At 69.7% G+C, this 24119-nt stretch carries 27 protein-coding genes; 12 read left to right on the forward strand and 15 right to left on the reverse strand.

Translation table 11 applies throughout. The features are described from left to right. The 4 genes from VGD32_RS00095 to folK all read right to left on the reverse strand — a co-directional run. On the reverse strand, positions 1-1143 hold a 1143-nt coding region (locus tag VGD32_RS00095; RefSeq protein ID WP_331029878.1), incomplete at its 3' end, for a RelA/SpoT family protein. A 137-nt stretch (positions 1144-1280) separates the two neighbouring features. Then, positions 1281-1640: a DNA-directed RNA polymerase subunit omega gene (gene rpoZ / locus VGD32_RS00100; protein ID WP_324823383.1), complete on the reverse strand. Its 360-nt coding sequence runs from the start codon at positions 1638-1640 to the stop codon at positions 1281-1283. Positions 1641-1762: 122 nt separating this feature from the next. Continuing rightward, positions 1763-2194 carry a hypothetical protein gene (locus VGD32_RS00105; RefSeq protein WP_331029879.1) on the reverse strand — a complete coding sequence of 144 codons (432 nt, stop codon included), beginning with the start codon at positions 2192-2194 and terminating at the stop codon, positions 1763-1765. A 117-nt stretch (positions 2195-2311) separates the two neighbouring features. After that, positions 2312-2872, reverse strand: a complete 561-nt coding sequence (folK, locus tag VGD32_RS00110; protein WP_331029880.1) for a 2-amino-4-hydroxy-6-hydroxymethyldihydropteridine diphosphokinase — start codon at positions 2870-2872, stop codon at positions 2312-2314. On the opposite strand from folK, the gene VGD32_RS00115 reads away from it, so the two are divergent. The 3 genes from VGD32_RS00115 to VGD32_RS00125 all read left to right on the forward strand — a co-directional run bounded on the left by VGD32_RS00115 (position 2871) and on the right by VGD32_RS00125 (position 4413). After that, positions 2871-3440: an NYN domain-containing protein gene (locus tag VGD32_RS00115; RefSeq protein ID WP_331029881.1), complete on the forward strand. Its 570-nt coding sequence runs from the start codon at positions 2871-2873 to the stop codon at positions 3438-3440. The genes folK and VGD32_RS00115 overlap by 2 nt on opposite strands. Continuing rightward, positions 3437-4078 carry a uracil-DNA glycosylase gene (locus VGD32_RS00120; RefSeq protein ID WP_331029882.1) on the forward strand — a complete coding sequence of 214 codons (642 nt, stop codon included), beginning with the start codon at positions 3437-3439 and terminating at the stop codon, positions 4076-4078. Before VGD32_RS00115 ends, VGD32_RS00120 begins: the two co-directional genes overlap by 4 nt. A 131-nt stretch (positions 4079-4209) precedes the next feature. After that, a complete protein-coding gene (locus VGD32_RS00125; RefSeq protein WP_331029883.1) occupies positions 4210-4413 on the forward strand; it encodes a hypothetical protein in 204 nt (67 codons plus the stop codon). Here VGD32_RS00125 and smpB read toward each other — a convergent pair. Both smpB and dapA read right to left on the reverse strand, forming a co-directional pair. Further along, a complete protein-coding gene (smpB, locus tag VGD32_RS00130; protein WP_168048613.1) occupies positions 4410-4880 on the reverse strand; it encodes an SsrA-binding protein SmpB in 471 nt (156 codons plus the stop codon). The two genes, VGD32_RS00125 and smpB, sit on opposite strands and share 4 nt — an antisense overlap. A 225-nt stretch (positions 4881-5105) precedes the next feature. Continuing rightward, complete coding sequence (gene dapA, locus VGD32_RS00135) at positions 5106-5990, reverse strand: 4-hydroxy-tetrahydrodipicolinate synthase (RefSeq protein ID WP_331029884.1); 885 nt, start codon at positions 5988-5990, stop codon at positions 5106-5108. A gap of 111 nt (positions 5991-6101) precedes the next feature. Here dapA and VGD32_RS00140 point away from each other — a divergent pair, with 111 nt between their 5' ends. Continuing rightward, positions 6102-8171, forward strand: coding sequence for a transglycosylase SLT domain-containing protein (locus VGD32_RS00140; protein WP_331029885.1), 2070 nt, complete (start codon positions 6102-6104; stop codon positions 8169-8171). On the opposite strand, the gene VGD32_RS00145 is transcribed toward VGD32_RS00140, so the two are convergent. From VGD32_RS00145 to VGD32_RS00160, 4 genes are read right to left on the reverse strand one after another with little or no spacing between them, the layout of a single operon-like run. Further along, the gene (locus VGD32_RS00145; RefSeq protein ID WP_331029886.1) at positions 8126-8923 is read right to left on the reverse strand and encodes an ABC transporter ATP-binding protein; all 798 of its coding nucleotides are present in this window, start codon (positions 8921-8923) and stop codon (positions 8126-8128) included. The genes VGD32_RS00140 and VGD32_RS00145 overlap by 46 nt on opposite strands. After that, positions 8920-9951, reverse strand: coding sequence for a FecCD family ABC transporter permease (locus VGD32_RS00150; RefSeq protein ID WP_414644303.1), 1032 nt, complete (start codon positions 9949-9951; stop codon positions 8920-8922). The genes VGD32_RS00145 and VGD32_RS00150 overlap by 4 nt, the downstream gene beginning before the upstream one ends. Then, a complete protein-coding gene (locus VGD32_RS00155; RefSeq protein WP_331029888.1) occupies positions 9906-10727 on the reverse strand; it encodes an ABC transporter substrate-binding protein in 822 nt (273 codons plus the stop codon). Before VGD32_RS00155 ends, VGD32_RS00150 begins: the two co-directional genes overlap by 46 nt. Further along, positions 10724-11356: a TetR/AcrR family transcriptional regulator gene (locus VGD32_RS00160; protein ID WP_331029889.1), complete on the reverse strand. Its 633-nt coding sequence runs from the start codon at positions 11354-11356 to the stop codon at positions 10724-10726. Before VGD32_RS00160 ends, VGD32_RS00155 begins: the two co-directional genes overlap by 4 nt. Before the next feature lie 107 nt (positions 11357-11463). Here VGD32_RS00160 and VGD32_RS00165 point away from each other — a divergent pair, with 107 nt between their 5' ends. From VGD32_RS00165 to VGD32_RS00180, 4 genes are read left to right on the forward strand one after another with little or no spacing between them, the layout of a single operon-like run. Further along, complete coding sequence (locus tag VGD32_RS00165) at positions 11464-12957, forward strand: glycosyltransferase family 2 protein (protein WP_331029890.1); 1494 nt, start codon at positions 11464-11466, stop codon at positions 12955-12957. After that, a complete protein-coding gene (locus VGD32_RS00170; RefSeq protein WP_331029891.1) occupies positions 12929-13819 on the forward strand; it encodes a class I SAM-dependent methyltransferase in 891 nt (296 codons plus the stop codon). The genes VGD32_RS00165 and VGD32_RS00170 overlap by 29 nt, the downstream gene beginning before the upstream one ends. Continuing rightward, complete coding sequence (locus VGD32_RS00175) at positions 13816-14613, forward strand: RNA methyltransferase (protein WP_331029892.1); 798 nt, start codon at positions 13816-13818, stop codon at positions 14611-14613. Before VGD32_RS00170 ends, VGD32_RS00175 begins: the two co-directional genes overlap by 4 nt. A 53-nt stretch (positions 14614-14666) precedes the next feature. Next, positions 14667-15833 (forward strand): S41 family peptidase, encoded by a 1167-nt coding sequence (locus VGD32_RS00180; RefSeq protein ID WP_331029893.1) that lies wholly within the window; start codon positions 14667-14669, stop codon positions 15831-15833. Here the strand turns inward: VGD32_RS00180 and VGD32_RS00185 are convergent. Further along, positions 15830-16186 carry a GFA family protein gene (locus VGD32_RS00185; protein WP_331029894.1) on the reverse strand — a complete coding sequence of 119 codons (357 nt, stop codon included), beginning with the start codon at positions 16184-16186 and terminating at the stop codon, positions 15830-15832. The two genes, VGD32_RS00180 and VGD32_RS00185, sit on opposite strands and share 4 nt — an antisense overlap. Continuing rightward, positions 16186-19656 (reverse strand): DNA polymerase III subunit alpha, encoded by a 3471-nt coding sequence (dnaE, locus tag VGD32_RS00190; RefSeq protein WP_331029895.1) that lies wholly within the window; start codon positions 19654-19656, stop codon positions 16186-16188. The genes VGD32_RS00185 and dnaE overlap by 1 nt, the downstream gene beginning before the upstream one ends. Before the next feature lie 696 nt (positions 19657-20352). Here dnaE and VGD32_RS00195 point away from each other — a divergent pair. The 3 genes from VGD32_RS00195 to VGD32_RS00205 all read left to right on the forward strand — a co-directional run bounded on the left by VGD32_RS00195 (position 20353) and on the right by VGD32_RS00205 (position 21815). After that, positions 20353-20709, forward strand: a complete 357-nt coding sequence (locus tag VGD32_RS00195; RefSeq protein WP_331029896.1) for a hypothetical protein — start codon at positions 20353-20355, stop codon at positions 20707-20709. Between the two features lie 38 nt (positions 20710-20747). After that, entirely contained in the window at positions 20748-21200 is a 453-nt protein-coding gene (locus VGD32_RS00200) for a hypothetical protein (protein ID WP_331029897.1), read from the forward strand. Between the two features lie 207 nt (positions 21201-21407). Beyond that, a complete protein-coding gene (locus VGD32_RS00205; protein ID WP_331029898.1) occupies positions 21408-21815 on the forward strand; it encodes a hypothetical protein in 408 nt (135 codons plus the stop codon). A gap of 123 nt (positions 21816-21938) precedes the next feature. Here the strand turns inward: VGD32_RS00205 and VGD32_RS00210 are convergent, their stop codons facing one another. Further along, complete coding sequence (locus tag VGD32_RS00210; protein WP_331029899.1) at positions 21939-22388, reverse strand: hypothetical protein; 450 nt, start codon at positions 22386-22388, stop codon at positions 21939-21941. Between the two features lie 138 nt (positions 22389-22526). Beyond that, positions 22527-23024 (reverse strand): hypothetical protein, encoded by a 498-nt coding sequence (locus VGD32_RS00215; protein ID WP_331029900.1) that lies wholly within the window; start codon positions 23022-23024, stop codon positions 22527-22529. 136 nt (positions 23025-23160) lie between these two features. On the opposite strand from VGD32_RS00215, the gene VGD32_RS00220 reads away from it, so the two are divergent. Next, entirely contained in the window at positions 23161-23277 is a 117-nt protein-coding gene (locus tag VGD32_RS00220) for a hypothetical protein (RefSeq protein WP_324819094.1), read from the forward strand. Positions 23278-23364: 87 nt separating this feature from the next. Here the strand turns inward: VGD32_RS00220 and VGD32_RS00225 are convergent, their stop codons facing one another. After that, positions 23365-23892, reverse strand: coding sequence for a hypothetical protein (locus VGD32_RS00225; protein WP_331029901.1), 528 nt, complete (start codon positions 23890-23892; stop codon positions 23365-23367). Positions 23893-24119: the final 227 nt, after the last annotated feature.

The raw sequence follows: 24119 nt of genomic DNA on the forward strand, positions 1-24119 counted from the left end.
CCAGTCCTCGCCGCCCTCGCCGTGCTCGATCACCTGCACGAGATGGCGCAGGTTCTGCAGCGGATCGCGGCCGCCGTCCTTCTCCATGGCTTCCTTGTCGAAGCCGTAGGCGTGGTTCTTGTAGGCCCAGTGCGCCGCCACCCCGTCCTCGGCCACCCGGTCCATGGCGTCGGTGCGGATCTGCATCTCGATGCGCAGGCCCGACGGCCCGACTACGGTCGTGTGCAGAGATCTGTAATTGTTGGACTTCGGCGTCGAGATGAAGTCCTTGAACCGCTCCGGAACCATGGGCCAGGCCCGGTGGATCACGCCGAGCGCGCGATAGCAGTCGTCCTCGGTCTCTACGATGACGCGGAAGCCGTAGATGTCGGACAGGGACGAGAAGCCGACCGATTTGCGCTGCAGCTTGCGCCAGATCGAATAGGGCGTCTTCTGGCGGCCGAAGACCCGGGCGTGGACGCCCGCCTCTTCCAGCACCCGCTCGACCTCGCGGGAGACCCCGTCGATGGCCCGGCCGTGCTCAAGCTTCAGCGCTTCCAGCCGGCGCTCGATGGCCGTGCGGGCGGTGGGATTGAGGTGTTCGAAGGCCAGTTCCTCGAGCTCGGAGGCGATCGAGTGGATGCCGATCGACCGGCCCAGCGGGGCGTAGACCTCCAGCGTCTCGCGGGAGATGCGTTCCCGCTTCTCCGGCTTGACGTGCTTGAGCGTCCGCATGTTGTGCAGGCGGTCGGCCAGCTTGACCAGCAGGACGCGCACGTCCTTGGAGATGGCGAGGATGAATTTGCGCAGATTCTCGGCCTGGCGCGTGTGCTCGGCCTGGAGCTCCAGCCGCGACAGCTTGGTCACGCCCTCGACGAGGGAGGCGATCTCCTCGCCGAACATGGCGGCGATGTCGTCACGGGTGGCCGAGGTGTCCTCGACCACGTCATGCAGCAGGGCCGTGACGATGGTGGCCGTGTCCAGCCGGTAGTCGGTCAGGATGCCCGCGACCTGGATCGGATGGGCGAAATACGGATCGCCGGAGGCCCGCAGCTGCGAGCCGTGCATCTTCATCGCATAGACATAGGCGCGGTTCAGCAGCGCCTCGTCCGCCGTCGGGTCATAGGACCTGACCGCCTCGACCAGTTCGAATTGCCGCAGCACCCGGGTCCTTGCGGGCTCGGGCGCCTCGGCCGAGGGACGCTCGCCCTCGGGTTCGTTGAGATTGGCAGCTTTCAGAGGCGGCGTCGGCGGCGAGGACCGCGCCGGCAGAATGGTGATACCGTTGGCGGGTTCAGCCGTCAGTACCGCTCCTCCTGCCCGCCGTCGCGGTCGCTCTGCAGCGCGCGGATCAGCTCGGCCTCGGCCATGTTCATGTGCTGCGGTTCGGCCAGCAGGGCGACGACCTCGGCCTCGTCCTCGGCTTCGGTGCGCTCGTCGACCCGTTGCAGGGTGACGACGATGTTCTCCTGCAGTTCGTCCGGGCTGACGGTGTCCTCCGCCAGTTCGCGCAGGGCCACGACCGGGTTCTTGTCGTTGTCGCGGTCGAGCGTCAGCGGCGCGCCGTTGGCGATGGAACGGGCGCGGTGCCCGGCCAGCAGGACCAGCCCGAAACGGTTCGGCACCTTCTCGATGCAGTCTTCGACAGTGACGCGGGCCATGAATTTCCTCGAGCGCGGGGGAGAACCGCACAAAATATAGGGTCGGACGCCATTGTGCAACGCCGCATGGGCGGGAATGAGGCGGTCGGTTCAGCTCATGGGCCCGCGCGGGCCGACCCGCCTCAACTTGTCTGGACGGCCGCCTCGACCACGACAGGGGCCCCGGCGACGGGCGGGGCCTGGATCGCCGCCGGTTCGGCCGCGACCGAACCCGATGGCGGCGAGGTCATCATCAGGACCGCGAGGGCGATGCCCAGCACCGGCGCCGCATAGGCCCAGTAGCGGGTGGGCACGAAGAACAGCGAGCCGGCGTGCTTGCGCACAACGATGCGCTGCTGGGTGGCCTCGTCGATGAAGGCGCGGCCCTCCCCCGTTTCGATCTGGCGCGCCAGCAGGAAGGAACCGAGCCCCGCCACCAGGCCGGCGCATACGAAGCTGACCGCCGTGGCCGTATTCGGATCGGCCGAAACCAGGCTGCCGACCGGCATTCCGATCAGAAACCCGACAACGTAGAAGACGGCGACGAGAAAGCCCCAGCCGGACCAGACGATCATTGCATAACCCCCCAAGCGTCACTGTGACGCGAGGCGCAGTGAACCGTTGGTTGGGTCAGCTGACAACCAACGAAATCTGACGGCGGCGCCTCCGTAGGCCGCTGTTGGCAATTTGCCTCACCCCAGGGGGCAGGCGTCGGATCCGACGGCCGCGGTCCGCGCCAGATCGGCCGCCCGCCCGCCGCTCACCGGCTCGACCCAGTCGGCGGCGATCTCCGCCAGCGGACCCATGACGAATTTCCGCTCCGCCGCGCGCGGGTGCGGCAGGATCAGACCCCCGAAGTCGCCCATCAGCCGGCCATAGGCGATCAGGTCGAGATCGAGCGTGCGCGGGGCGTTGCGCGCGCCGCGCCGGCGGCCGAACGCCTCTTCGATCCGGCCAAGCGCGGCCATCAGGGCGTGCGGATCGTGCGCGGTTCGGACGATCACCACGCCGTTGAGGAACGGCGGATCGTCAGCGTCCGGCCAGGCGGCGGAGCGCCACCACGACGAGCGCATCAGTACGTCCACACCCTCGGCGCGGAACCGGGCCAGCGCCGCCTCCAGCGCCTGGCGGCAATCGCGCCACGCCCCCTTGTCATTGCAGCCGAGCGCGACGATGACGGCCTCGTCCAGATCGACGGCCCCGTCCATTTCGACGGAGACCGGGACGTCCATATTCTCGGAACCGATTTCCATGACGCCTTATCCGACCGAGCGCATCGCCCTGTTCATCGACGGGGCCAATCTCCATTCCGCCGCCAGGGCCCTGAACGCCGACCTCGACTTCAGCAAGCTGCTGGAGACGTATCGCGCGAAAGGCGTTCTGGTTCGCGCCTATTATTACACCGCCGTGATCGAGGGCGAGGAATTCTCGCCGATCAAGCCGCTGGTCGACTGGCTCGACTACAACGGCTTCAGCGTCGTGACCAAGCCGGTCAAGCGTTTCACCGACGCCCAGGGCCACAGCCGCACCAAGGGCAATATGGACATCGAGATCGCCGTCGACATGCTGGAGCTGACGCCGCGCGTGGACCACACGGTGCTGTTCAGCGGCGACGGCGACTTCCGGCGGCTGGTGCAGGCGGTGCAGGCGAAGGGGGTGCGGGTCACGGTGGTCTCGACGATGAAGAGCCAGCCGCCGCAGGTCGCCGACGAGCTGAGACGCCAGGCGGACGCGTTCGTGGAGTTGAACGACCTGCTGCCCGAAATCGGGCGGCCGCGCGCGGCGGGGGCGGCCCCCAACAGCCGGGTGTTCGACCAGTGACGGCCTGGCCCCCGGAAGCGCCGCGCGACTGCCCGCTGTGCCCGCGGCTGGTCGAATACCGGCTGGAGAACGCGCGCCGGAACCCCGGCTGGTGGAACGGCGCCGCCCCGTCGTTCGGCGACCCGAACGCCCGTCTGCTGGTCGCTGGCCTCGCGCCCGGCCGGACCGGCGCCAACCGCACGGGCCGACCATTCACCGGCGATCACGCCGGCTGGCTGTTGTACGAGACGCTGCAGAAGGCCGGCTTCGCGCGCGGCCGCTATGATCCGGACGGGAACGACGACCTCGAACTGGTCGATTGCATGATCACCAATGCGGTGCGCTGCGCCCCGCCCGGCAACAAGCCCCTGCCGGTCGAGGAGGCGACCTGCCGGCCGTACCTGCAGGCCCGGCTCGCCGCCCTGCCCCGGCTCCGGGTCATCGTCACCCTCGGCGACGTGTCGCGGCGCAATGTGCTGAAGACCCTGGGGCGCCCGGCCAGCGCCATGCCGGCGGGACACGGGGCGCAGGCCGAGATCGGGCCGTATGTGCTGCTCAACAGCTACCACTGCTCCCGCCTCAACACGAACACGGGCCGACTGACGGCGGCGATGTTCGAGGACATTTTCGGACGGGCCCGCGACCTCATCAAAACGTGATCGAACACCGGTCTCCGGGACACCGGGTGTGGTTCCCGCGACACGCGAATCAGCCGTCTGCGGGTGTACCCTCCAGCCTCAGGAACAGCGTCGCCGAACCCGCGTTGAGCTAGCGGGACTGGGAGGTTGTCATGCGTAGCACGGAGCGGGGCGCGTTCACTCGCGAGGAACGGAAGGCGGCGCTTTGGGCGCTGCTGATTGCGGCCATGATCGCGCTCATGGCCCTGATGATCCAGCAGTGGACCCGACCGTCGCTGGGACCATGGGGCGCGGATCAGGCGGCGGCCTCGATGCCGGGGGTCCTGGACGCCCAGCCGATCGCGTCCCGCTTCTAGCCGCGTTCCTTCATCAGCCGCGCCTTGTCGCGCTGCCAGTCGCGCTGGGCGGTCGCCTCGCGCTTGTCGTGCAGCTTCTTGCCCTTGGCCAGGGCGATCTCAAGCTTCGCCTTGCCCGCCTCGTTCAGATACAGCTTGACCGGAATGATGGTCTGGCCGTCGCGCTGGACCGCGCCGATCATCTTGTCGATCTGCTTGCGGTGCAGCAGCAGCTTCCGCGGCCGGCGCGGCTCGTGGTTGAAGCGGTTGGCCTGTTTGTAGGGCGGGATGTCGGCGTTGATCAGCACGATCTCGCGTCCCTCGACCGCCGCATAGGACTCGGCGATGTTGGCGCGACCATCGCGCAGGGCCTTGATCTCGGTGCCCAGCAGCTGGATGCCGGCCTCGGTGTAGTCCTCGAGGAAATAGTCGAATTTCGCCCGTCGGTTTTCGGCGATCAGCTTGGTCTTGGGTTTCTCGGCGGCCATTCCCGCCCTCCTACACGCTCCGTCCGGCGACGCGAAGCCGCCGAGGTGGGCACGTCCGATTTTGACGCAGGCGCACGCTATGATGCGCCTATGGCCCGCCTGAATCCCGGATACAGAAAGCGCTCCACCCTCGGGGATGCCCGCCAAGTCGACTCTGCCGACTCCGCCCCCCCGAATTTCCGCAGGCCCTCTGCCGACTCCGCCGACTCCGCCCCCCCGATTTTTCTAGAGTCCCGCTTCCGACATGGCCCGGTCGATGGCCGGCTTGACGGCATCGGCGGTCGGGGCCAGCGGCAACCGCACCTCCTCGGTGCACAGGCCCAGACGGGCCAGGGCGTATTTGGTCGGCGAGGGCGAGTTGTCGAGGAACAGGCCCTTGTGCAGGCCGATCAGCCGGTCCTGCCACTGGCGAGCGGTGGCGTAGTCGCCGGCGGTCGCCGCCTCGTGCAGGGCGACCATGGCCTCCGGGGCCACATTGGAGGTCACCGAGATCACGCCGACTCCGCCATGGGCGTGGTAGCCGAGGTAGCTGGGATCGTCGCCCGAGATCAGGTCGAACTGCTGGTCGATGATGTTGGCGCGCATCCAGCTGACCCGCGCGAGGTCGCCGGTGGCGTCCTTGATGCCGACGATGTTCGGATGGGCGGCCAGCCGCGCCACGGTTTCATTGGCGAGATCGACGCCCGTGCGGCCCGGCACGTTGTAGAGCAGCACCGGCAGCTGGACCGCCTCGGCGATGGCTTCGAAATGCGCCGCCATCCCGGCCTGCGACGGACGATTGTAATAGGGGGTCACGACCAGCGCCCCGTCGGCGCCGATGGTCTTGGCGTGGCGGACGAGGTCGATGGACTTGTCGGTGGCCGAAGAACCGGCCCCCGCGATGACGCGCGTCCGGCCGGCCGCGACCTCCACGCACAGCTCGACGACCCGCTTGTGCTCGTCGAGGTGCAGCGAGGCGCTCTCGCCGGTCGTGCCCATCGGCACGACGCCGTGAACCCCGGCCGCGATCTGGCGTTCCAGCAGCGTCCTGAAGGCGGTTTCGTCCACCTTTCCGTCACGAAGTGGTGTGATCAGGGCGGTGATCACGCCCTTGAACAAAGGGGCGGTCATTGAAACGATGGTCCTGCGTGGGAAGGGGCGGTGCGCCCTGAGACGAAGCGTGGGAGCGTAGGTTGCCGGCGAGCCCGCCGCAACCGTCATGGAATGGGGATCGGACACGGCATGATCGCAACCAGTCTCGCGGCCGCCCTGGCATTGCTCGCCCCCGCGCCCGAATCGCTGGTTCCGCAGGAAACGCCTTACGCGGCCGTAGCCCCGCAGGGCACGCAGGCGCGGCTGCTCAACGACCAGGACACCGCCCTCTTCCGCCAGGGACTGGCCCAGGCCCGCGCCCGCGACGTCGTCGGCGCGCGTTCGACCGCCGCCCAGATCGGCGATCCGTCCGCCCGCAAGCTGGTCGAGTGGGCGCTGCTGGACACCTCGGCCGAGCAACTGCCGTACAGCGACCTCGCCGTCGCCCAGACCGCCTTCGCCGGATGGCCCCGGGCCGAGAGCCGCCGCGCCGCCGCCGAACGGGCGCTGGACCTCGCCTACGCCGGGCCCGACGCCGCCCTCGCCCTGTTCGCCCGCGAGCGGCCCACCACGGTGCAGGGAGCCATCGCCCTCGCCGACGCGCTGGAGCAGCGTGGCCGCCGCGACGAAGCCCGCGCCCTGATCGCCGAGTGGTGGCGCACCCGTTCGTTCGACGAGGCGTCGCAGACCCGCATCCTGACCCGCTGGGGCGGCTGGCTGAGCCAGGCCGACCACGAGGCGCGCCTGAACATGCTGCTGCTGGGGCCGCACGGGCCCGCCACCCGCGCTATGACGCAGATGGTTTCGCCGGAGCGGCGCGCCGTGGCCGAGGCGGCGATGGCCCTGCGCACCGCCTACAGCCCCGACGGGGTGGTGGCCGGCCTGAGTCCGTCCCAGGCGATGGACCCGGCGGTGGTCCTGGAACGTGTGCGTATCCTGCGCTCTCAGAGCCGCCAGTCCGAGGGTTTCGCCCTGCTGGCCGCCCTGCCCGCCGCGCCCTCGCACACCGAGGGCCAGAACACGCTGTGGAGCGAGCGCCGCAACTATTTCCTCGACGCCCTGGAGCGGCGCAACTGGCAGGCCGCCTACGACGCCATGGCCGGCCACGGCTTCCCGTCGGGCGAGCGCAAGGTCGACGCGGAGTTCTTCGCCGGCTGGGTGGCGCTGACCAAGCTGAACGATCCCGCCCGGGCGGCCACCCATTTCGAAATCCTGCGGCAGGCGTCCTCGACCCCGATCACCCAGGGCCGGGCGCTGTACTGGCTGGGCCGCGCGGCCGAGGCCCAGGGCAACACCCCGTCAGCGGTGGAGTTCTATCGGGGCGGCGCCCGCCATATCCAGACCTTCTATGGCCAGCTGGCGGCCGAGAAGGCGGGGTTCACCACCCTGACCCTGCCCGGCGATCCGGCGCCGACCGACGGCGAACGCGCGGCCTTCGAGGCCAATGAGGTGGTGCGCGCCCTGCGCGTCCTGGGCGAGACCGGCGAAACCAGCCTGTTCCGGGTCTTCGCCTATCAACTGGACGACGACCTGCCCGGCGCGCCCGAACTGGCCCTGCTGATGGATCTGTCGCGCGCCTATGGGGAGGGCTTCACGGCCATGATGGTCGGCCGCGCCGCCAGCCAGCGGGGCTATCTGATGCCCGAGCGCCAATATCCGATCCGCATTCCGCCGCAGGTTCCGGGCGCCGCCCCGCTGGAGTTCACCCTCGCGATCACGCGGCAGGAATCCAGCTTCGATCCCCGCGCCCGCTCGGGCGCGGACGCCCGGGGCATGATGCAGTTCATTCCGGCTACGGGGGCCGCGGTGGCCCGGCAACTGGGCATGCCGTTCTCGGCCGAGCGGCTGTGGGACCCGGACTACAACATGTCGCTGGGCAGCTATCACCTCGCGGACCTGACCAATCGCTTCGGCGGATCGATGCTGCTGACGACGATCGGCTACAACGCCGGCCCGGCCCGGCCCCCGCAGTGGATTGCCCGATGCGGCGACCCGCGTGGCGGCCAGGTGGACCCCATCGACTTCATCGAGTGCGCCCCGTTCACCGAGACGCGCAACTACATGATGCGGGTGATGGAGAACATGTCGGTCTACAAGGCGCGGCTGAACGGCGGCTCGGCTCCGCTGACGCTGTCCAGCGATCTGCGCCGCGGCGCTCCGGCCGGCCCGCAGCCCTATGCCCCGGTCGGCTCCGTGACCGACCCCACGGGCGGGGAATGACGGCGGCCGGCTGACAGGAGAGGGCCGTCCGGACCCTCCACCCACCGCCCCGTCAGGCCGAAGACCTGCTCCAGGACCTCCCGGGTCAAGGCTTCCAGCGGGGCCCCGTCGGCCACGACCCTGCCTCGATCCAGCACCGCCGCCCGGTCGGCGAACCGCGCCGCCAGCGGCAGGTCGTGCAGGCTGACCAGCACCGCCTGTCCAGCATCCGCCCGCGCCCTCAGCCGCTCCAGCACCATCAGCTGGGCCTCGGGATCCAGCCCGGCGATGGGCTCGTCGACCAGCAGGGCGTCGGCGCCGGTCGCCAGCGCCCGCGCCAGCACCACCCGGGCCCGCTCCCCGCCCGACATCTCGGCCACGCCCCGGTCCGCCAGATGGGCCGCCTCGACCTCCGCCAGCGCGCCCCGCGCCCGCTCCAGCGCCTCCGCCGCCGACAGGAAGGGCGCCCCCAGCGCCGCCACCTCGACAGCGGGCAGGTTCCAGGCGATGCGCCTTTCCTGCGGCAGGTAGGCCGCCCGGTCAGCGCGGGCATGGGGCGACAGGCCCGCGACGTCATCGCCCCGCAGGCGGGCGACCCCGCCCGCCAGGGGAAGCAGGCCGGCGAACGCCCGGATCAGGCTGGACTTGCCCGCCCCGTTGGGGCCGACGACCGCCACCAGCTCGCCCCGCTCGACCAGCAGGTTAGCGCCATCCAGAACCGTGCGGCCGCCCAGCCGGGCCACGGCGTCCCGCATGGTCAGGAAGGCGGTCACAGCCGCCACTCCCGCGCCGCACGCCAGGCGATCAGGGCGAACAGGGGCGCGCCGACCAAGGCGGTGAAGACGCCGAGCTTCAGCTCCTGATCCGTCGGCGTCACGCGCGCCAGCAGGTCGGCCAGCACCAGCATCAGGCCGCCGGCCAGCGCCGAGGGCAACAGCAACCGGCCCGGATCGCCCCGCACCGCCGTCCGCACCAGATGCGGGGCGGCGAGGCCGACGAAGCCGATCACGCCCGCGACCGCGACCGCGGCGCCGGTGGCCAGCGAGGCGGCCAGCAGCGCCAGCAGCCGCAGCCGGGCCATGGGCAGGCCCGAGGTGCGCGCCGTCTCCTCGCCGAGGCTGAGCATGCGCAGGCCGGGCGCCGCCAGCGCCGCCAGCCCTGCCGCCGCCAGTACGGCCGGAGCGACCCACGCCACGTCGATCCAGCTGCGGTTCTGCACCGAACCGAGCAGCCAGCTCATCACCTCGGCGGTGGCGATCGGCGACGGCGACAGGTTGAAGATCAGGGCCGTGGCCGCGCCGGCGAAGCTGGACACCGCCACGCCGAACAGGATGAGCGCCTCGGGCGAACGCACCCGGGCCGAGAACAGCACCAGCAGGCCTCCAGCCAGCGCAGCTCCCATGAGCGCCGCGACCTCGACCGCGCCCGGCAACGCCGCCCAGCCCAGCACGATCGCGACGGCTGCGCCGAGGGCCGCGAGGGCCGAGACGCCGAGGACCCCGGGGTCGGCCAGCGGATTCCGCAGCAGGCCCTGCATCACCGCCCCGGAGAGGCCCAGCGCGGCGCCGACCATCAGGGCCGTGGCGGCGCGCGGCGCCCGCACGGCCCAAAGCACCTCGGCCGGGCCGGAGGACGGATCGGTGAAGGCCCGGGCCAGTTGCGCCGGGTCAAGGACGCTCTCGCCGAACAGCACGGCCAGCGTCGCCGCGATCGCGATCGCCCCCGCGAGGGCGAGGCTCAGCCGGCCGGGCCGCCTCACCCTCCAGCCTTCAGCATCTGCGCCGCCTCCGCCGCGAACCATCCCGGACAGGTCAGGCTGGCGGCCGGCAAACGGGCCACGACCCGGTCTTTCGCGGTCGCGCGGACGACGGGATGCCGGCCCGGGCCACGCCAGTCTCCGCGCGACTGGTCGAAGAAGCCGAACACGAACAGGGCGGGCGGCGCCAGGGCGATCCGTTCCACGCTGACGGGAGCGAAGCCGGGCGCCGCGGCGGCGTTGACCAGCCCGGCCGCGCGGAAGATGGCGCCGACCAGGGTGTCTCGTCCGGCCGTGAACCCGCCCGCCGTCAGGTAGAGGGCGGAGCGCTTCCGCTCGCCCGGTCGCGGCGAGGCCTCGCGCAGTCTGGCGTCCATGCGGGCGATCAACGCCTCGCCGCGCGGCGCGGCGTCCAGCGCCCCGGCGACGGCGTGGATGTTCTCGCGCACGCCCGCGAAGTCCGTCGCGTCGCGGATGGTCGCGACGCGAGCGCCCGAGGCCTTGAGCCGGGCCAGCAGCCGGGCGTCGCCGCCCCAGTAGCGCACCACCACATCGGGCTGGAAGGCGAGGGCCGCCTCCAGCGTCGGCCGCACCCGGCGGCGACCGGCCGCGGCCTCCCGCAGCCAGGCGTCAGGATCATCGGCCCGGGGCGACAGCGCCAGCGCCGCGCCCGGCGCGAGAGCCAGGGCGTACTGGTCGCCGCACTGGTCGAGCGACATCACGCGCAGGGGCCGCGTCTCCACCGCGCTCGCCGAACCGGCGCCCGCCTGCAGGACCATGGCCAGGCCGGCGGCGGCCCGCCATGGGGTCAGGCCTGTCACGGCCTCATCAGCCCCGCGAACAGACCGTCCAGCAGGGTGTCCACCAGTCGTTCCGGCGCGACCCAGTCGAAATAGGGCTTGGTGATCATCAGCGACACGACCCCGTGGGCGCCGGCCCAAAGCGCCTGGGCCGTGGTCGCGGCGTCGCCCTTCAACCGCCCGCCAGCGGCGGCGGCCTCGACCACCTGTTCGAACGACCGGAACAGCTCATGGCCCAGTTCCCTCGCCGCCGACTGGGCCCCGTCCCTCAGTTCGACGGGCCGGGTCATATAGGCCAGCCGATAGGCGTTGGGATTGGCGAAGCCGAAGGCGATGTAGGCGCTCAGCATCCGCTTCAACCGGACTTCCGGGTCGCCCGGTTCGGCCAGGATGTCCTCGTTGGCCGCCATCAGGGTGGCGAAGGCCTGACGGCAGATCTCGTGCAGAATCTCGCCCTTCTCGGCGAAATGCATGTAGAGCGCGGTCGAGGACAGCCCCACCTCGTCGGCGATCTTGCGGATCGTGGCGCCCTCGTAGCCGTGCTCGACGAAGATTCGCTCGGCGGCGGCCAGAATCTCGGCGCGGCGGGCATGGCCCTCGCCCTTGGGTTTGCGCTGCGAGCGCGGATTCAGGACGGCGGGGGCGGTCACGTGGGGCGGGACTCCGGACTACGGAACCCTGAATAGCGGCAATCCCGACGCCGCGCCATTCGCTTGCCGCCCGTGAGCCGGCGCGTTAACCGTGACGGATGGGAAGGGTGGGGATCAGCGATCTCCGGGATCGCGGGCGCGACGCCGGGCGCTACGGACCGCCGCGGGCGAACAGCGCAGCTTGGCGGGGTCTGTCGACGTTCCAGTGGATCGCCACGGCCGCCCTTGCCGGAGGCGTGGGCGCCCTGCTGTGGCGCCAGCCCGAGGCCGCCGCGCCCGTCGTCGTCGCCGTCGCGGCCGGAGCCTTCCTGACCATCTCGGCCTGGCGGGTGCTGCTGGTCGTCGTCAGCGCCAGGCCGGGCCTGCCGGTCCCGCCGGCCGTCGCCGACCTGCCGCGCTATACGATCCTCGTCGCGCTCCATGACGAGACTGAGGTGGTGGGCCAGCTGGTCGAGCGGCTGGCCCGGATCGACTATCCGCCGGACCGCCTCCAGGGTCTGCTGATCCTGGAAGCCCACGATCACCCGACCATAGCGGCCGCCCTTGCGGCGCGACGGCCGGGCTGGCTGGAAGTGTTCGTCGCCCCGCCCGGCGCGCCGCGGACCAAGCCCCGGGCCCTGAACTGCGCCCTGCCCCACGTCACGGGCGAGCTGCTGACCGTCTACGACGCCGAGGACGAACCGGACCGCCTGCAGTTGCGCGAAGCGGCGGCGCGCTTCGCGGCCGGGACCGGCAGCCGCCTGGCGTGCCTGCAGGCTCCGCTGCGCATCCGCGAGGGGCGAAGCGGGCGCGACGCCTCCCCCTTCCTCGACCGGCAGTTCGCCGCCGAATACGCCAGCCTGTTCGAGACCGCCCTGCCCGGCATGGCGCGGCTGGGCCTGCCCTTCCCGCTGGGCGGCACCAGCAATCATTTCCGCGTCGACGCGCTGCGGGCGGTCGGCGGATGGGACGCCTTCAACGTCACAGAGGACGCCGATCTCGGTTTCCGGCTGTGGACGCACGGCTGGCGACTCGGCGTCATGACGCGGCCGACGTGGGAGACGCCGCCGGGCGGCCTCGCCGACTGGCTGCCGCAGAGAACGCGGTGGCTGAAGGGCTATATGCAGACCTGGGGCGTGCACACGCGAAGGCCGTGGCGGCTCAGCGTGCGCGGCGGCTTTGCGCTGACCATGACGGTCGGGGCCTGCCTCGGCTCCGCGACGCTGAACGGCCCATCGCTCGCCTGGGTGGCCGCGACGGTGCTGGTGGCGGCCATGGCCGGCCTGCCGCCGGAGACGCCGGTGCTGGCGCTGAGCGTCCTTGTCCTCGGCGCGGCCTCGGCCTGGCTGTCCTGCGCCATCGGCGCGCGCCGGGCGGGCGTGCCTTATGGGCCGTTGGACATGGTCGCCGCCCCCGCCTACTGGGCGTTGCAGAGCCTCGCCGCCTTCCACGCCGGCTGGCGGCTGTTGCGCGAGCCCTTCGCCTGGGACAAGACGCGGCACCGTCGGGATGCGCCGGCAAGCGAAGCCGCCTTTCCGGCCGCGGCCCACGCCCGACTGGACGAGACGGCGCCGAACCGCCTATCAGCGGCCCATGCCGCCGCGCCTCACCCCGTCGCCTGAAACGCTCGTCACCCGCGCCTGGGCCGACTACGCCCTGCTGGACAGCGGCGATGGAAAGAAGCTGGAGCGCTACGGTCCATGGACCGTCGTGCGACCCGAGCCGCAGTGCTTCTGGTCGCCGCGCGATCCGACGGCGTTCGAGGCGGCCGACGCCGTGTTCGATCCGACCGACGAGGACGAGAGCGGTCGGTGGCGCTTCGCCGGCAAGCCGGTCGACACCTTCCCTCTGGCGTGGCGTGACGTCCGCTTCACCAGCCGCTTCACGCCGTTCCGCCACCTCGCCTTCTTCCCCGAGCAGGCGGCGAACTGGGATTGGCTGGACGGGCGTATCCGCCGCCTGCACAAGCCGAGAATCCTGAACCTCTTCGGCTACACCGGCGTAGCCAGCCTGGCCTGCGCCGCCGCGGGGGCCGAGGTCACCCATGTCGACGCGTCAAAGAAGTCTGTGGCCTGGGCGCGGGAGAACGCCGAGCTATCCGGCATGGCCGACAAGCCGGTCCGCTGGATCGTCGAGGACGCCCGGAAATATGCGGCGCGCGAGGTGCGCCGGGGTTCGAAATACGACGGGATCATTCTCGATCCGCCCAAATACGGGCGGGGACCCACGGGCGAGGTATGGCGGCTGTTCGAGGATCTGCCGGGCCTGCTGAGGGACTGCGCGGCCTTGCTGTCCGACGACGCCTCCTTCCTGCTGCTCAACGCCTATGCGGCGAGGATTTCAGGGCTGTCGCTGGCGCATCTGATGGCCGAGGCGACGCACGACCGGGGCGGCGTCATCGACTGGGGCGAACTGGCGCTGGCCGAAGACGGACCCGACGGGCGCGCCATCGGCCTCAGCTTCTTCGCCCGGTGGTCGGCGTGACGGACCGGCTGATCACCTCCCTGACCAATGAGACGGTCAAGTCCGTGCGCGCCCTGCATATGCGCAAGGAGCGCGAGGCGACCGGGCGGTTCCTCGCCGAAGGCCTGAAATTCATCGGCGAGGCGCTGGATCAGGGACGCGCCCCGCGCCTGCTGCTGGTCGGCGACGACGCGCGGCCGCACCCGCTGCTGGACCGGGCACGGGCCGAAACCCGGGCGGCCGGCGGCGAGGTGGTGGTGGTGACCCACGCCATCCTCGAAAAGATCAGCCGGCGCGACAATCCGCAGACGGTGCTGGGGGTTTTCGAGCAGGTCTATACGCCGCTGTCGGCGATCCAGCCGGAAGGGGCGCCGTGCTGGGTGGCGCTGGAGCAGGTGCGGGATCCGGGCAATCTCGGGACCATCATCCGCACAGCCGACGCGGCGGGCTGCGGCGGCGTGGTGCTGATCGGCGACTGCGTCGATCCCTATTCGGTCGAGGCGGTCAGGGCGACCATGGGTTCGGTGTTCGCGGTCGCCATCGCGCGCGCGACGGCGGCGGAGTTTCTGGCGTGGAGGCAGACCTGGCCCGGCAGCGTCGTCGGCACCCGGCTCGACGCCTCGGTCGGTTATCGCGACGCCGACATCCAGCGCCCCGCCCTGATCCTCATGGGCAACGAGCAGGCGGGGCTGACCGACACGCTGGCGGCGGCCTGCGATGTCAACGTCAAGATTCCGATGCGCGGCCGGGCCGACAGCCTGAACCTGGCGATCGCCACGGGGATCATGGTCTATGTGGTGACCGACCCGGCCTGAGGATGACGCGGGATTCACTTGCGGCGGGACGCGGTCGGCGCGAGCTTGGCCGGATGCGCCGGCTTCTGCCCCTCTTCGCGGTCTTCAGCCTCGCGACCGCGCCTGTCGCGGCGCAGGAGGCCGCGGACTATCGCGCCGACGCGCTGGCCATAGAGGCGCTGGTGAACAGCCACTACGCCTATCTCGACCGGCTGCCGGGCGGCGCCTTTCCGGACAGCGCCGTGCTTCGCGCCGAGGCCGGGTCGGTCACGGACCGTGCCTCTCTGCTGCGCTACGCCGAGCGGGCGGTGGCCGCGCTGGCCGATCATCACGCCATCACCGGTTCGTCCTTCGGCGATAGCTGGGCGCTGGTCCCGAGCTACAGCGACCTGTGGGTCGAACCGGCCGACGGATACTGGCGCATTCTCGCGGTGCGGCAGAACTCGCCGGCCGAGGCCGCGGGCGTGCGGGCCGGAGACGACCTGATCGCGGTGGACGGCGTGGCGACGGGGGTGGCCGTGGCAGACTTCTGGACCGGGCTGGGGCTCGAGGTCACGCCGGACCGGGCCGGCTACGCGGCCCGCGTGTTGGCGGCGGGGCGACGGGACCGCATGCGGGACCTGACGGTGCGCGGGGACGACGGCGTCGAGCGTCGGCTGTCGCTGCCCAGCGTCTACGCCCTCCCCCGTTCCGAGCGGGCGCCCGTGGAGGCGGGAGTCGCGCCCGGCGGCGGGACGCTGGTCATCCGCTTCAACGACTCGCTCGGCGATACGGCGACGATCGCGGCCTTCGACGAAGCCATGGCGCGGGCCCGGCCCGGGCAGATGGTCACGCTCGACCTCAGGGATACGCCGTCGGGCGGCAACACCGTGGTCGCGCGGGCGATCATGGGCTGGTTCGTCGACGAGCCGCGCGCCTACCAGATCCACAGCCTGCCGGCCGAGGCTCGCGAGACGGGAATCCCGCGGCAGTGGATCGAGCAGGTATCGCCCCGCCCGGGCAGGCGGCACGACGGCCCCGTCGTGGTCCGCGTCGGGCGCTGGACCGGCAGCATGGGCGAGGGTCTGGCGGTCGGCATGGATGCGCTGGGGGCGCTGGTCGTCGGCGAGCCGATGGCCGGGCTGCTGGGGGCCATCTACGACCATCGGCTGCCCAACTCGGGACTGGTCATCAAGTTGCCGACCGAGCGGCTCTACGCGGTGGACGGCACGCCGCGCGAAGCGTTCCGGCCCGCGCCCTAGAAGCTGCGTCCGTCGACGCGCTGGGCCGACCAGCTCCACGGCTCGATGTCGGTCAGGGTGCGGACGTTGACCGCCACCATCTGCGAGCCGTCCGCGGTCTCTCCGCGGGCGAACGACTGGACCCCGCAGGTGTCGCAGAACAGGTGGCGAATCTTGTGGGAATTGAAGGTGTAAGCGGTCTGCGGCCCCTCCTTCAGCACGCGGAAGGCGTCGGGCTGGACGAAGGCCAGCACGAAGCCCTTCGGGTAGCAGTGGGAGCAGTTGCACTCGATCAGGCCCTGGAGATCGGTGTCGACCTCGTAGGCTACGGCCCCGCAGGCGCAGCCGCCCTTGTGCGTCTTCAGTCCAGCCATCATGCGTCCTCGAGCAACACCACCCCGGGCGCGGATTTCAGGGCACCGCGCAGGGCGCCGTCCAGCCGGTAGCGGCCCGGCAATTTCAGTTCGACTTCGCGCCGCCCGTCAAGGGAGGCGACCAGCGAGACCTCGCCGCCCTTCCCGTTGGCCTTCGCCCGTTCCAGCCGCGCCTTGAGCGCCGCGGCGTCGGCGGTCCGGGCCGAGACATGGATGCGGAGACCCATGGCCCCATCGTCGATCAGGGCGTCGAGACGGCTGGCGTCGTCGCCGAAGAAACGGACCTCGCCGTCCGAGGACTTGGCGCGGACGCGAACCATGATCGAGGCCCCGACCTCGAGCACCTCGCGGCATTTGCGCAGCTGTTCGGGCGGGAACAGGCACTCGAACTCGCCGGTCGGGTCGGAGAAGGTCACGAACGCGAATTTCTCGCCGGTCTTCGCACTCGCGCGCTCCTGACGGCGGCGGACCACGCCGGCCATCAGGAAGGCCTCGTGACCGCTTTCGGCCAGGGCGGTGGCCTCGGCTACGAAGGTGACGCGCTTGCGCTTCAGGGCCGGGGCCATGTCCTCCAGCGGGTGGCCGGACAGGTAGAAGCCGACGGCGGCCAGCTCCTGATCGAGCTTTTCGGGGCCGACCCACGGCTCGACCGGCCGGAGGCGCGGGCGCGCGGCGGCCGCCTGGTCGCCGCCGAACAGGCTGACCTGCGACGAGGCGCGTTCGGCGGCGACGCTCTGGCAATAGGCCATCAGGGTGTCGGCCTGCTCGACCAGCTGGCGGCGGTTGGTGTGGAAACAGTCGAAGGCGCCGGCGCGGGCCAGATTCTCGAGCGCGCGCTTGTTGACGTATTTCGGGTCGACCCGCTCGAGGAAGTCGAAGATGTCGGTGAAACGGCCGCCGGTCTCGCGCACCTCGACGAGGTGTTTCATGGCCTCGAGGCCGACGTTGCGGATGGCGCCCAGGGCGTAGAGCACCGACCCGGTCTTTTCGCCGTCGCCCCCCTCCTCCCAGGCGACGTCGAAGTCGGCCGAGGAGCGGTTCACGTCCGGGGCCTTGACCGGCACCTCGAAGCGGCGGCAATCCTGATAGAAAACAGCCAGCTTGTCGGTGTTGCTGAGATCGAGACTCATGGACGCGGCCATGAATTCGACGGGGTGGTTGGCCTTCAGCCAGCCGGTCTGGAAGGAGATCAGGGCGTAGGCGGCGGCGTGCGACTTGTTGAAGCCGTAGCCGGCGAATTTCGCGACCAGATCGAAGATGCCGCCGGACTGCTCTTCCGGCACGCCCTTTTCGGAGGCGCCCTTGATGAAGCGCGCCCGCTGGAAATCCATCTCCTCCTTCTTCTTCTTGCCCATGGCGCGGCGGAGAAGGTCGGCCTCGCCGAGGGAGTATCCGGCCAGGATCTGGGCGATCTTCATCACCTGCTCCTGGTAGATGATGACGCCGTAGGTCTCCGTCAGCACCTCCTTGAGCGAGGGGTGCAGATAGTCGACCTCCTGACGGCCGAACTTCCGGTCGATGTAGGTGTCGATCATCTCCATCGGCCCCGGCCGGTAGAGCGAGATCAGGGCGGTGATCTCCTCGATCGAGCCGCAGCGCATCTTGCGCAGGGTGTCGCGCATGCCCTGCGATTCCAGCTGGAACACGCCGACGGTCTGGCCCGAGGCCATAAGCTCGTAGGTGCGCGGGTCATCGAGCGGCAGGCCGTTCCAGTCGGGGGCGGCGCCGCGCCGTTCCAGATACTGGCGGGCGCGGTCGAGCACGGTCAGGGTCTTGAGGCCGAGGAAGTCGAACTTGACCAGACCGGCGGCCTCGACCCACTTCATGTTGAACTGGCTGGCCGGGATGGACGAGCGCGGGTCCTGATAGAGCGGAGCCAGCTCGACAAGCGGGCGATCGCCGATGACGATGCCGGCGGCGTGGGTCGAGGCGTTGCGGTACAGCCCCTCCAGCTCCAGCGCCGTCTCCAGCAGGGCGGCGACGTTGGCGTCGGAATCGCGAGCCTCCTTCAGCCGCGGCTCCAGCTCGACGGCCTGGGCGAGGGTGACGGGGTTGGCGGGGTTGGCCGGCACCATCTTGGCGAGGCGGTCGACCTGCCCCAGCGGCATCTGCAGAACCCGGCCGACGTCGCGCAGCACGGCGCGCGCCTGCAGGGTGCCGAAGGTGATGATCTGGGCGACCCGGTCCTTGCCGTAGCGGTCCTGGACGTAGTCGATCACCTCCTCCCGCCGCTCCTGGCAGAAGTCGATGTCGAAGTCGGGCATGGAAACCCGCTCGGGGTTGAGGAAGCGCTCGAACAGCAGGCCGAAGCGCAGCGGGTCGAGGTCGGTGATGGTCAGGGCCCAGGCGACCAGGGAGCCGGCGCCGGAGCCGCGCCCCGGGCCCACGGGGATGCCGTGGGTCTTGGCCCATTTGATGAAGTCCGACACGATCAGGAAATAGCCGGGGAAGCCCATCTGCTGGATGATGCCGACCTCCCATTCCAGACGGCTCCAGTACTCTTCCTCGGCCGCGGCGGGGGTGACCTGCTGCAGCCGCGACCTCAGCCCCTCGCGGGCCTGGTGCATCAGCTCGTCGGGCTCGGACCGGCCCGCGCCGGCGTCGAAGCGCGGCAGGATGGGCGCGCGGGTCGGGGCGATGAAGGCGCAGCGGCGGGCGATGTCGAGGGTGGCGTCGCAGGCCTCGGGCAGGTCGGCGAACAGTTCGCGCATGGCCGCGGCGGTCTTGAACCAGTGCTCGCCGGTGATGCGGCGGCGGTCCTCCTGACCGGTGAAGGCGCCGTCGGCGATGCACAGAAGGGCGTCGTGGGACCTGGCTTGGGACGCTTTGGCGTAGTGCACGTCGTTGGTGGCCACGAGCGGGACGTCGTTCGCATAGGCCCAATCGACGAGGCCGCGCTCGGCCTGCTGTTCGGCGGCGAGGCCATGACGCTGGAGCTCCACATAGAAGCGGTCGCCGAAGGCCGCCTGCATGGCCGCGAGGGCGGCGCCGGCCTCGGCCAGCTTGCCCTGGACGAACAGCGGATCGACGGGACCGTCGGGGCCGCCGGAGAGCAGGATCAGGCCCTCCGAGCGTTCGGCCACCATGGTCCAGGGCACGCTGGGCTCGTCCATCGATCCGGCGTCGAGGAAGGCGGAGGACGACAGGGCCGAGAGGTTGAGCCAGCCGGCCTCGTTCTGGACCAGCAGGACGACGGTGGGGACCCTCGCCCAGCGCTCATTGATCTTGCCGCCGATGCCGGTGACCGGCAGGGCGCAGGCGATCAGCGGCTGGACGCCCGCGTCCTTCGCCGCCTGGCTGAACTCCAGCGCCCCGAACAGGTTGGCCCGGTCCGCCACCCCGACCGCCGGCATGCCGGCGTCAGCCGCCAGGCGGGCGACCTTGCCCGCCTTGATCGCCCCTTCCAGCAGCGAATAGGCCGAGCGGACCCGCAGATGGATAAAGCCCTGGCTGTTCAGCGTGTCGGTCAAACCGGGTGGAACTCCATGTCCGGGGCGGGATCGTCTCTTCTGGACCGAGTCTCACATCGCGGACGACCGGAACACCCGAAAGCGCGGGCGGGGGCGACGGGACGGGGGACCGGCTGTGGATTAGCCGGCGCCCTGCAAAAAAACGGGGGGCAGAATCGGCAGGATCGGCGCCGGCGTTCGGGGGGGCGGAGTCGGCAGAGTCTACATGGGTTCCCGGGGAACGGCCTCGCCTCCGGCGACCGGCGCCCCCCTGCCCCATCAGGCCGCCGTGGTCAGCAGCGCCGCCTGCCACATCACCCAGACGAAGCCGCCGCACGACGCCAGCGACAGCATATCCCGAACCCAACGCGCCATGACGGCTTCTCCCATGCGTGTTCCGGTAATGTTCTATGTTCTCGTTTAGTTCCCGTCAAGAGGGCGGCGTCCATCTTTCCATGGCGGCGGACCGGAGGCGGACGTCCTGAAGTTCGGCAGAGGGTGGAAAGCGGACCTTGGAGCCGCCTACGGCGGCATGGTCTCGAAGTTCGGTAAGGATCGCGGACAACCGGGGTGGGTTGGTCGGGCTCAACCCGGCCAAGCCATACCGCATCAAACACCGTCTAGGGCCTTGTTGTCTGCGGTGGTGATCGCGTTCAGGATGAGCGTTCGCAGGGGAAGCATGCTGGTAGTGTGGGGGCGGGGATGAAGTCACTCGGGATGATCGCGGCCATCGCTCTGATGGGCAGTCCGGTCGTCGCTCAGACGGCACAGCAGTTTGATCTGGCCTGCCACGGCACCAGCCAGACCCTCACGGGTGCTCAGGTCGTCTGGAATGACCGCATCCGCGTCGATCTGAGCGCCAACATCTACTGTTGGAAGAACTGCACCGTGCGGGCACAGATCGATGAAGTGGCGGAAGGCGTGATCTGGTTTTCGCGCGCTGGCGACTACACCAGCGTCAATCGGATGACCGGGGAGTTTGAGCATCTTCCGGGTCTGATTGGGCGTGAACCGAAGATCACGGGCACCTGCCGCGTCATGCCCTTCACTCCGATTACCGAAAGGGCGTTCTGAACGTGCGCAAGCTTGTAACCCTAGCGGCGGTCCTGACCGTGACCAGCAACCCGGCTCTCGCTCAAAGCCAGTCCGTGGTGCCCGTGTTCACGGGTGAGGTGACCTACGAAAATTCGGAGCGCTTCACGGTCGCACTGGCCAACCGGGTGGATACCATCGTGGGCGTTCAGGTCACCGTCGATCCAACGAACGCATCTTCCCCGGACGGCTACCTTGTCGACGGGATCAGCGACAGCGGTGGGGTCTATATCTCTCGCACTGAAGGCCGGATGGGCGGCATCCAGATCAATGCGCGCGATGCCTATTGGCGGCACGGCTCATACGTGATCGATGGCTTCTACGTCGTGAAGTACGGCGGGATGGGGCAGGGCATCATGGGTTACCAGCTTCAGCCCGTAGATGAGGCTGCGGTTCGGCTATCCCCGGCCCGCCTTGTTGAGGTGGACGCGGATGCCATCCTGTTTGAAGCTCAGGCAGCTACCGCCGATTAGCGGTTTTCTGGGGCTAGGGGCTACCCAGAACGACGAACACAACGCCCACGAAATGGACGCAACGGGTCGGCAGCAGACGGTCGCCTATGGGTGGTAGCGGAGGTTCGCCGACTGCGCGGCGGGCCTCCGTACCCAAAGGGTTGGCGTCTTGATCGAGATGCTTGCCAGAGCGCGTGCCGCGGTCTCCAATGTCTTGGGGGAACGACCATGAAAATCGCACTCGCAACGATCTCGGCACTGCTGACTCTCGCGCCTACCGCGAACGCTCAAGATCAGCAGCGGTCGTACGGTGAGCTTCTCCGGCATTTCCACGTAGCCGCATACGCGTCGGGCATATGTCCGGCGAGCGATGAAATCGCGCTCTACACCTTCAATGCAACCGGCCGCCATCCCAGCTGGCCCGCTACCAATATGTCGCGGCTAACCTACAGCATCGTAGGATTTAGAGAGGATGGCGAGGTCATTGCTCTTCCCGAGGACAGGAACCAAGTTCTCACCGGCGACTTTCCCGCCGGACAAGAAGCAATCAAGTGCGTGAAGTCCGCAGCCCGCCAGCAAGGGGCGGCCTATTTCGCCATACACGTAGTCTCGGTGCGCCTACTTCAAAGCGAGTAATCGCGGCTTTCCGGGTTCCCTGACCTACCCGCAGCATCCTCGTCCAATGTCCGCAACAAGTCGGGAGCCGACGGTCGCCTATGGGTGGAGAGCGGACGCCCGCCCATAGTCTGGAACTGCAGACTACCTGTTACAGAAGGAAAGCTGAGGTCCCTGCCATCGGACGATTTCCACCTCCTCCAGAGGACCGGGTCCCGGTGCGCCTGTTGAGATCATCATTTCGATCTGGTCTCCGACCCTCCGTTCAACGCCGTTCCAGTTCCGGAACGTGCCGCGGACCGTGGCAAATCGCCGTTGATGCGATTGCGGGAAGTTCGAAATTTCGTCCCAAGACACGTAGATCGCATCAGGGCGCGGCGTGCCGGGGCAGTAGGCCGCCCAGTCGGCATAGAGCCCGACGTTTTCGAATTCAGCGATGACCAATCCCGTCACCTGGACGCGTTGACCGTCCCACCGCTCGGGGTGGGCGCTCAGCTCGGAAACCGATGTCACTGTCACGCCGTCAGGAGGTGAGAGATTGGTCACACACCCTGAGAGCCCGACAGCCATGAGAGGCCAAAGGTGGGTCTTCATAACCGGAGTATGGTGACCAACCCTCGGGAGGGTCAAACGAGATGAGGCCGGTCCAGGACGCTGTGCGGCTTGTCCGAAAATCGAACGTCCGCAACGGGTCGGGAGGAGCCGGCCACCCACGGGGAAAGCGGACGCCGGTCACTCCTGGCCGGGCACAAATGAGCGCAGGCTTCGCTGCACGTGATGGACCCGCAAGCCAAAGATTCCGCAATGGCGCGTGCTGACCCATTCCTCATCACCGGTTGGCGCCGGAATAAGCCGATCGATGGCGCCCGAAACAGTCACGTACGACCGGTTCAGCCCGGAGAGCCGGGCGTCAAGCTCGTGCTCACCCGACATCACGCCGATTGGGAGACACATCCCGCTCGCCCGATCTTCATCGTAATCGGAGGACGGGAAGAGATTGCTGCTCTCGAACTCGTAGACGAGCCAACCATGCACCCTGATGGTCTCCCCCAAATGCCGTTCGGGCTGTCTGAAGATGTGGATCGGGTTGGTGGCGCAAGCGGTCAGAGCCAGGGCGGCGAGCATCAATATCGCTCCCTGACCAGGTCGCGTTTCGCGGCGCATGCCCATGTCCATGGCGTTCACTGAAGCGGCAAAACGCAATGTCCGCAACGGGTCGAAAGCGGTCATCGGTCCGGCCCGGCGTTGGCGCTCCCGGGCGGGCCGATGAATGGATGCGGGCTTTCCGCCGTCGGGGGTCCTACAAGAGCTCACGACGCCACCAGTCATCCGCCTTTCCGGCGGCAGGCGTCGCGGGATGACGGTCATGGCCAAGGGTCAAGCACGCAGCAACAAGGAAATCCGCAAGCCGAAGGCGGAGAAGCCGAAGCCGGCGGTGGCGGTGGGCAGTTCGCCGTTCACCCAGGTTCCGGGGAAGAAGTAGGGCGGCAGAACCGCCGCCGCAGCGTCATCCCCGGGCTTGATCCCGGGATCAGAGGTGGGGCCGGACTGCGCCACAGGGCCGGCCCCGTCAGTGCGGCCACACTTCTTTCAGGACCTCGGCGCGGCCGTCCTTGAGGCGGACCTCGAGCGTGGGGGTGGCCGGCTGGCCCTCGGCGAACAGTTCGTAGATGACCGCGCCGTCGGCGGCCTGGATGCTCTCGATCACGCGGACGGGGACGAAGCCGGCGCGCGCGGTTCCGGCGGCGGCCCGGACGCTCGCGGGGACGGCGCTCCAGGCGAGGTCGCGCTGGATCTCGACCACCTGCCAGCCCGACGGCGTCTCCAGCAGATCGAGTTCGATCTCCGCCCCGTCGACGGCGCCCTCGACGTCGTAATAGCGCCGCCCTTCCCGCTCCTTCAGCTCGGCCCCGGCGATGACCATGCCCGGGCGGGCGGCCAGTACGGCGGCGCGGACAGCCCCGGGAACGTCGCCGGCGGCGGTCGGGGTGATGGCGGTGGCGGGCGCGCGGGGCGCCGTCGGGGGCTCGGCGGGACCGCAGCCGGCGATCATCATGACACCGGTAGCAATTGTGGAGGCGATCAGGGCGCGGTTCATGACGGTCTTCCTCGCTGGAGAAGGCGGCAGTCTATGCCCGCGGACGAACGGCGCAACCCGGGCGTCAGGCCTCCTCACGGCGCGCCAGCCGCGCCTCGCACTCGGCCACGCCCGCGGCGACCTCGGCCGCCGCGTAGAGGGCGCGGGCCTCGGTCCAGGCGGCGACCGCCTGATCGGGACGGTGCAGGTCTTCGAGCGCCAGGGCCTTGAGGCGCAGGGCGTTGGCG

Source organism: Brevundimonas sp., assembly GCF_036402095.1.
Classification (GTDB): Bacteria; Pseudomonadota; Alphaproteobacteria; order Caulobacterales; family Caulobacteraceae; genus Brevundimonas.

Coding starts and splice junctions, on each gene's coding strand:
- rpoZ (WP_324823383.1), bottom strand. CDS start 1,640: ATGGCCCGCGTCACTGTCGAAGACTGCATCGAGAAGGTGCCGAACCGT.
- VGD32_RS00105 (WP_331029879.1), bottom strand. CDS start 2,194: ATGATCGTCTGGTCCGGCTGGGGCTTTCTCGTCGCCGTCTTCTACGTT.
- VGD32_RS00115 (WP_331029881.1), top strand. CDS start 2,871: ATGACGCCTTATCCGACCGAGCGCATCGCCCTGTTCATCGACGGGGCC.
- folK (WP_331029880.1), bottom strand. CDS start 2,872: ATGGAAATCGGTTCCGAGAATATGGACGTCCCGGTCTCCGTCGAAATG.
- VGD32_RS00125 (WP_331029883.1), top strand. CDS start 4,210: ATGCGTAGCACGGAGCGGGGCGCGTTCACTCGCGAGGAACGGAAGGCG.
- smpB (WP_168048613.1), bottom strand. CDS start 4,880: ATGGCCGCCGAGAAACCCAAGACCAAGCTGATCGCCGAAAACCGACGG.
- dapA (WP_331029884.1), bottom strand. CDS start 5,990: ATGACCGCCCCTTTGTTCAAGGGCGTGATCACCGCCCTGATCACACCA.
- VGD32_RS00140 (WP_331029885.1), top strand. CDS start 6,102: ATGATCGCAACCAGTCTCGCGGCCGCCCTGGCATTGCTCGCCCCCGCG.
- VGD32_RS00150 (WP_414644303.1), bottom strand. CDS start 9,951: ATGGTTCGCGGCGGAGGCGGCGCAGATGCTGAAGGCTGGAGGGTGAGG.
- VGD32_RS00170 (WP_331029891.1), top strand. CDS start 12,929: ATGCCGCCGCGCCTCACCCCGTCGCCTGAAACGCTCGTCACCCGCGCC.
- VGD32_RS00180 (WP_331029893.1), top strand. CDS start 14,667: ATGCGCCGGCTTCTGCCCCTCTTCGCGGTCTTCAGCCTCGCGACCGCG.
- VGD32_RS00185 (WP_331029894.1), bottom strand. CDS start 16,186: ATGGCTGGACTGAAGACGCACAAGGGCGGCTGCGCCTGCGGGGCCGTA.
- VGD32_RS00195 (WP_331029896.1), top strand. CDS start 20,353: ATGATCGCGGCCATCGCTCTGATGGGCAGTCCGGTCGTCGCTCAGACG.
- VGD32_RS00205 (WP_331029898.1), top strand. CDS start 21,408: ATGAAAATCGCACTCGCAACGATCTCGGCACTGCTGACTCTCGCGCCT.
- VGD32_RS00210 (WP_331029899.1), bottom strand. CDS start 22,388: ATGAAGACCCACCTTTGGCCTCTCATGGCTGTCGGGCTCTCAGGGTGT.
- VGD32_RS00215 (WP_331029900.1), bottom strand. CDS start 23,024: ATGACCGCTTTCGACCCGTTGCGGACATTGCGTTTTGCCGCTTCAGTG.
- VGD32_RS00220 (WP_324819094.1), top strand. CDS start 23,161: ATGGCCAAGGGTCAAGCACGCAGCAACAAGGAAATCCGCAAGCCGAAG.
- VGD32_RS00225 (WP_331029901.1), bottom strand. CDS start 23,892: ATGAACCGCGCCCTGATCGCCTCCACAATTGCTACCGGTGTCATGATG.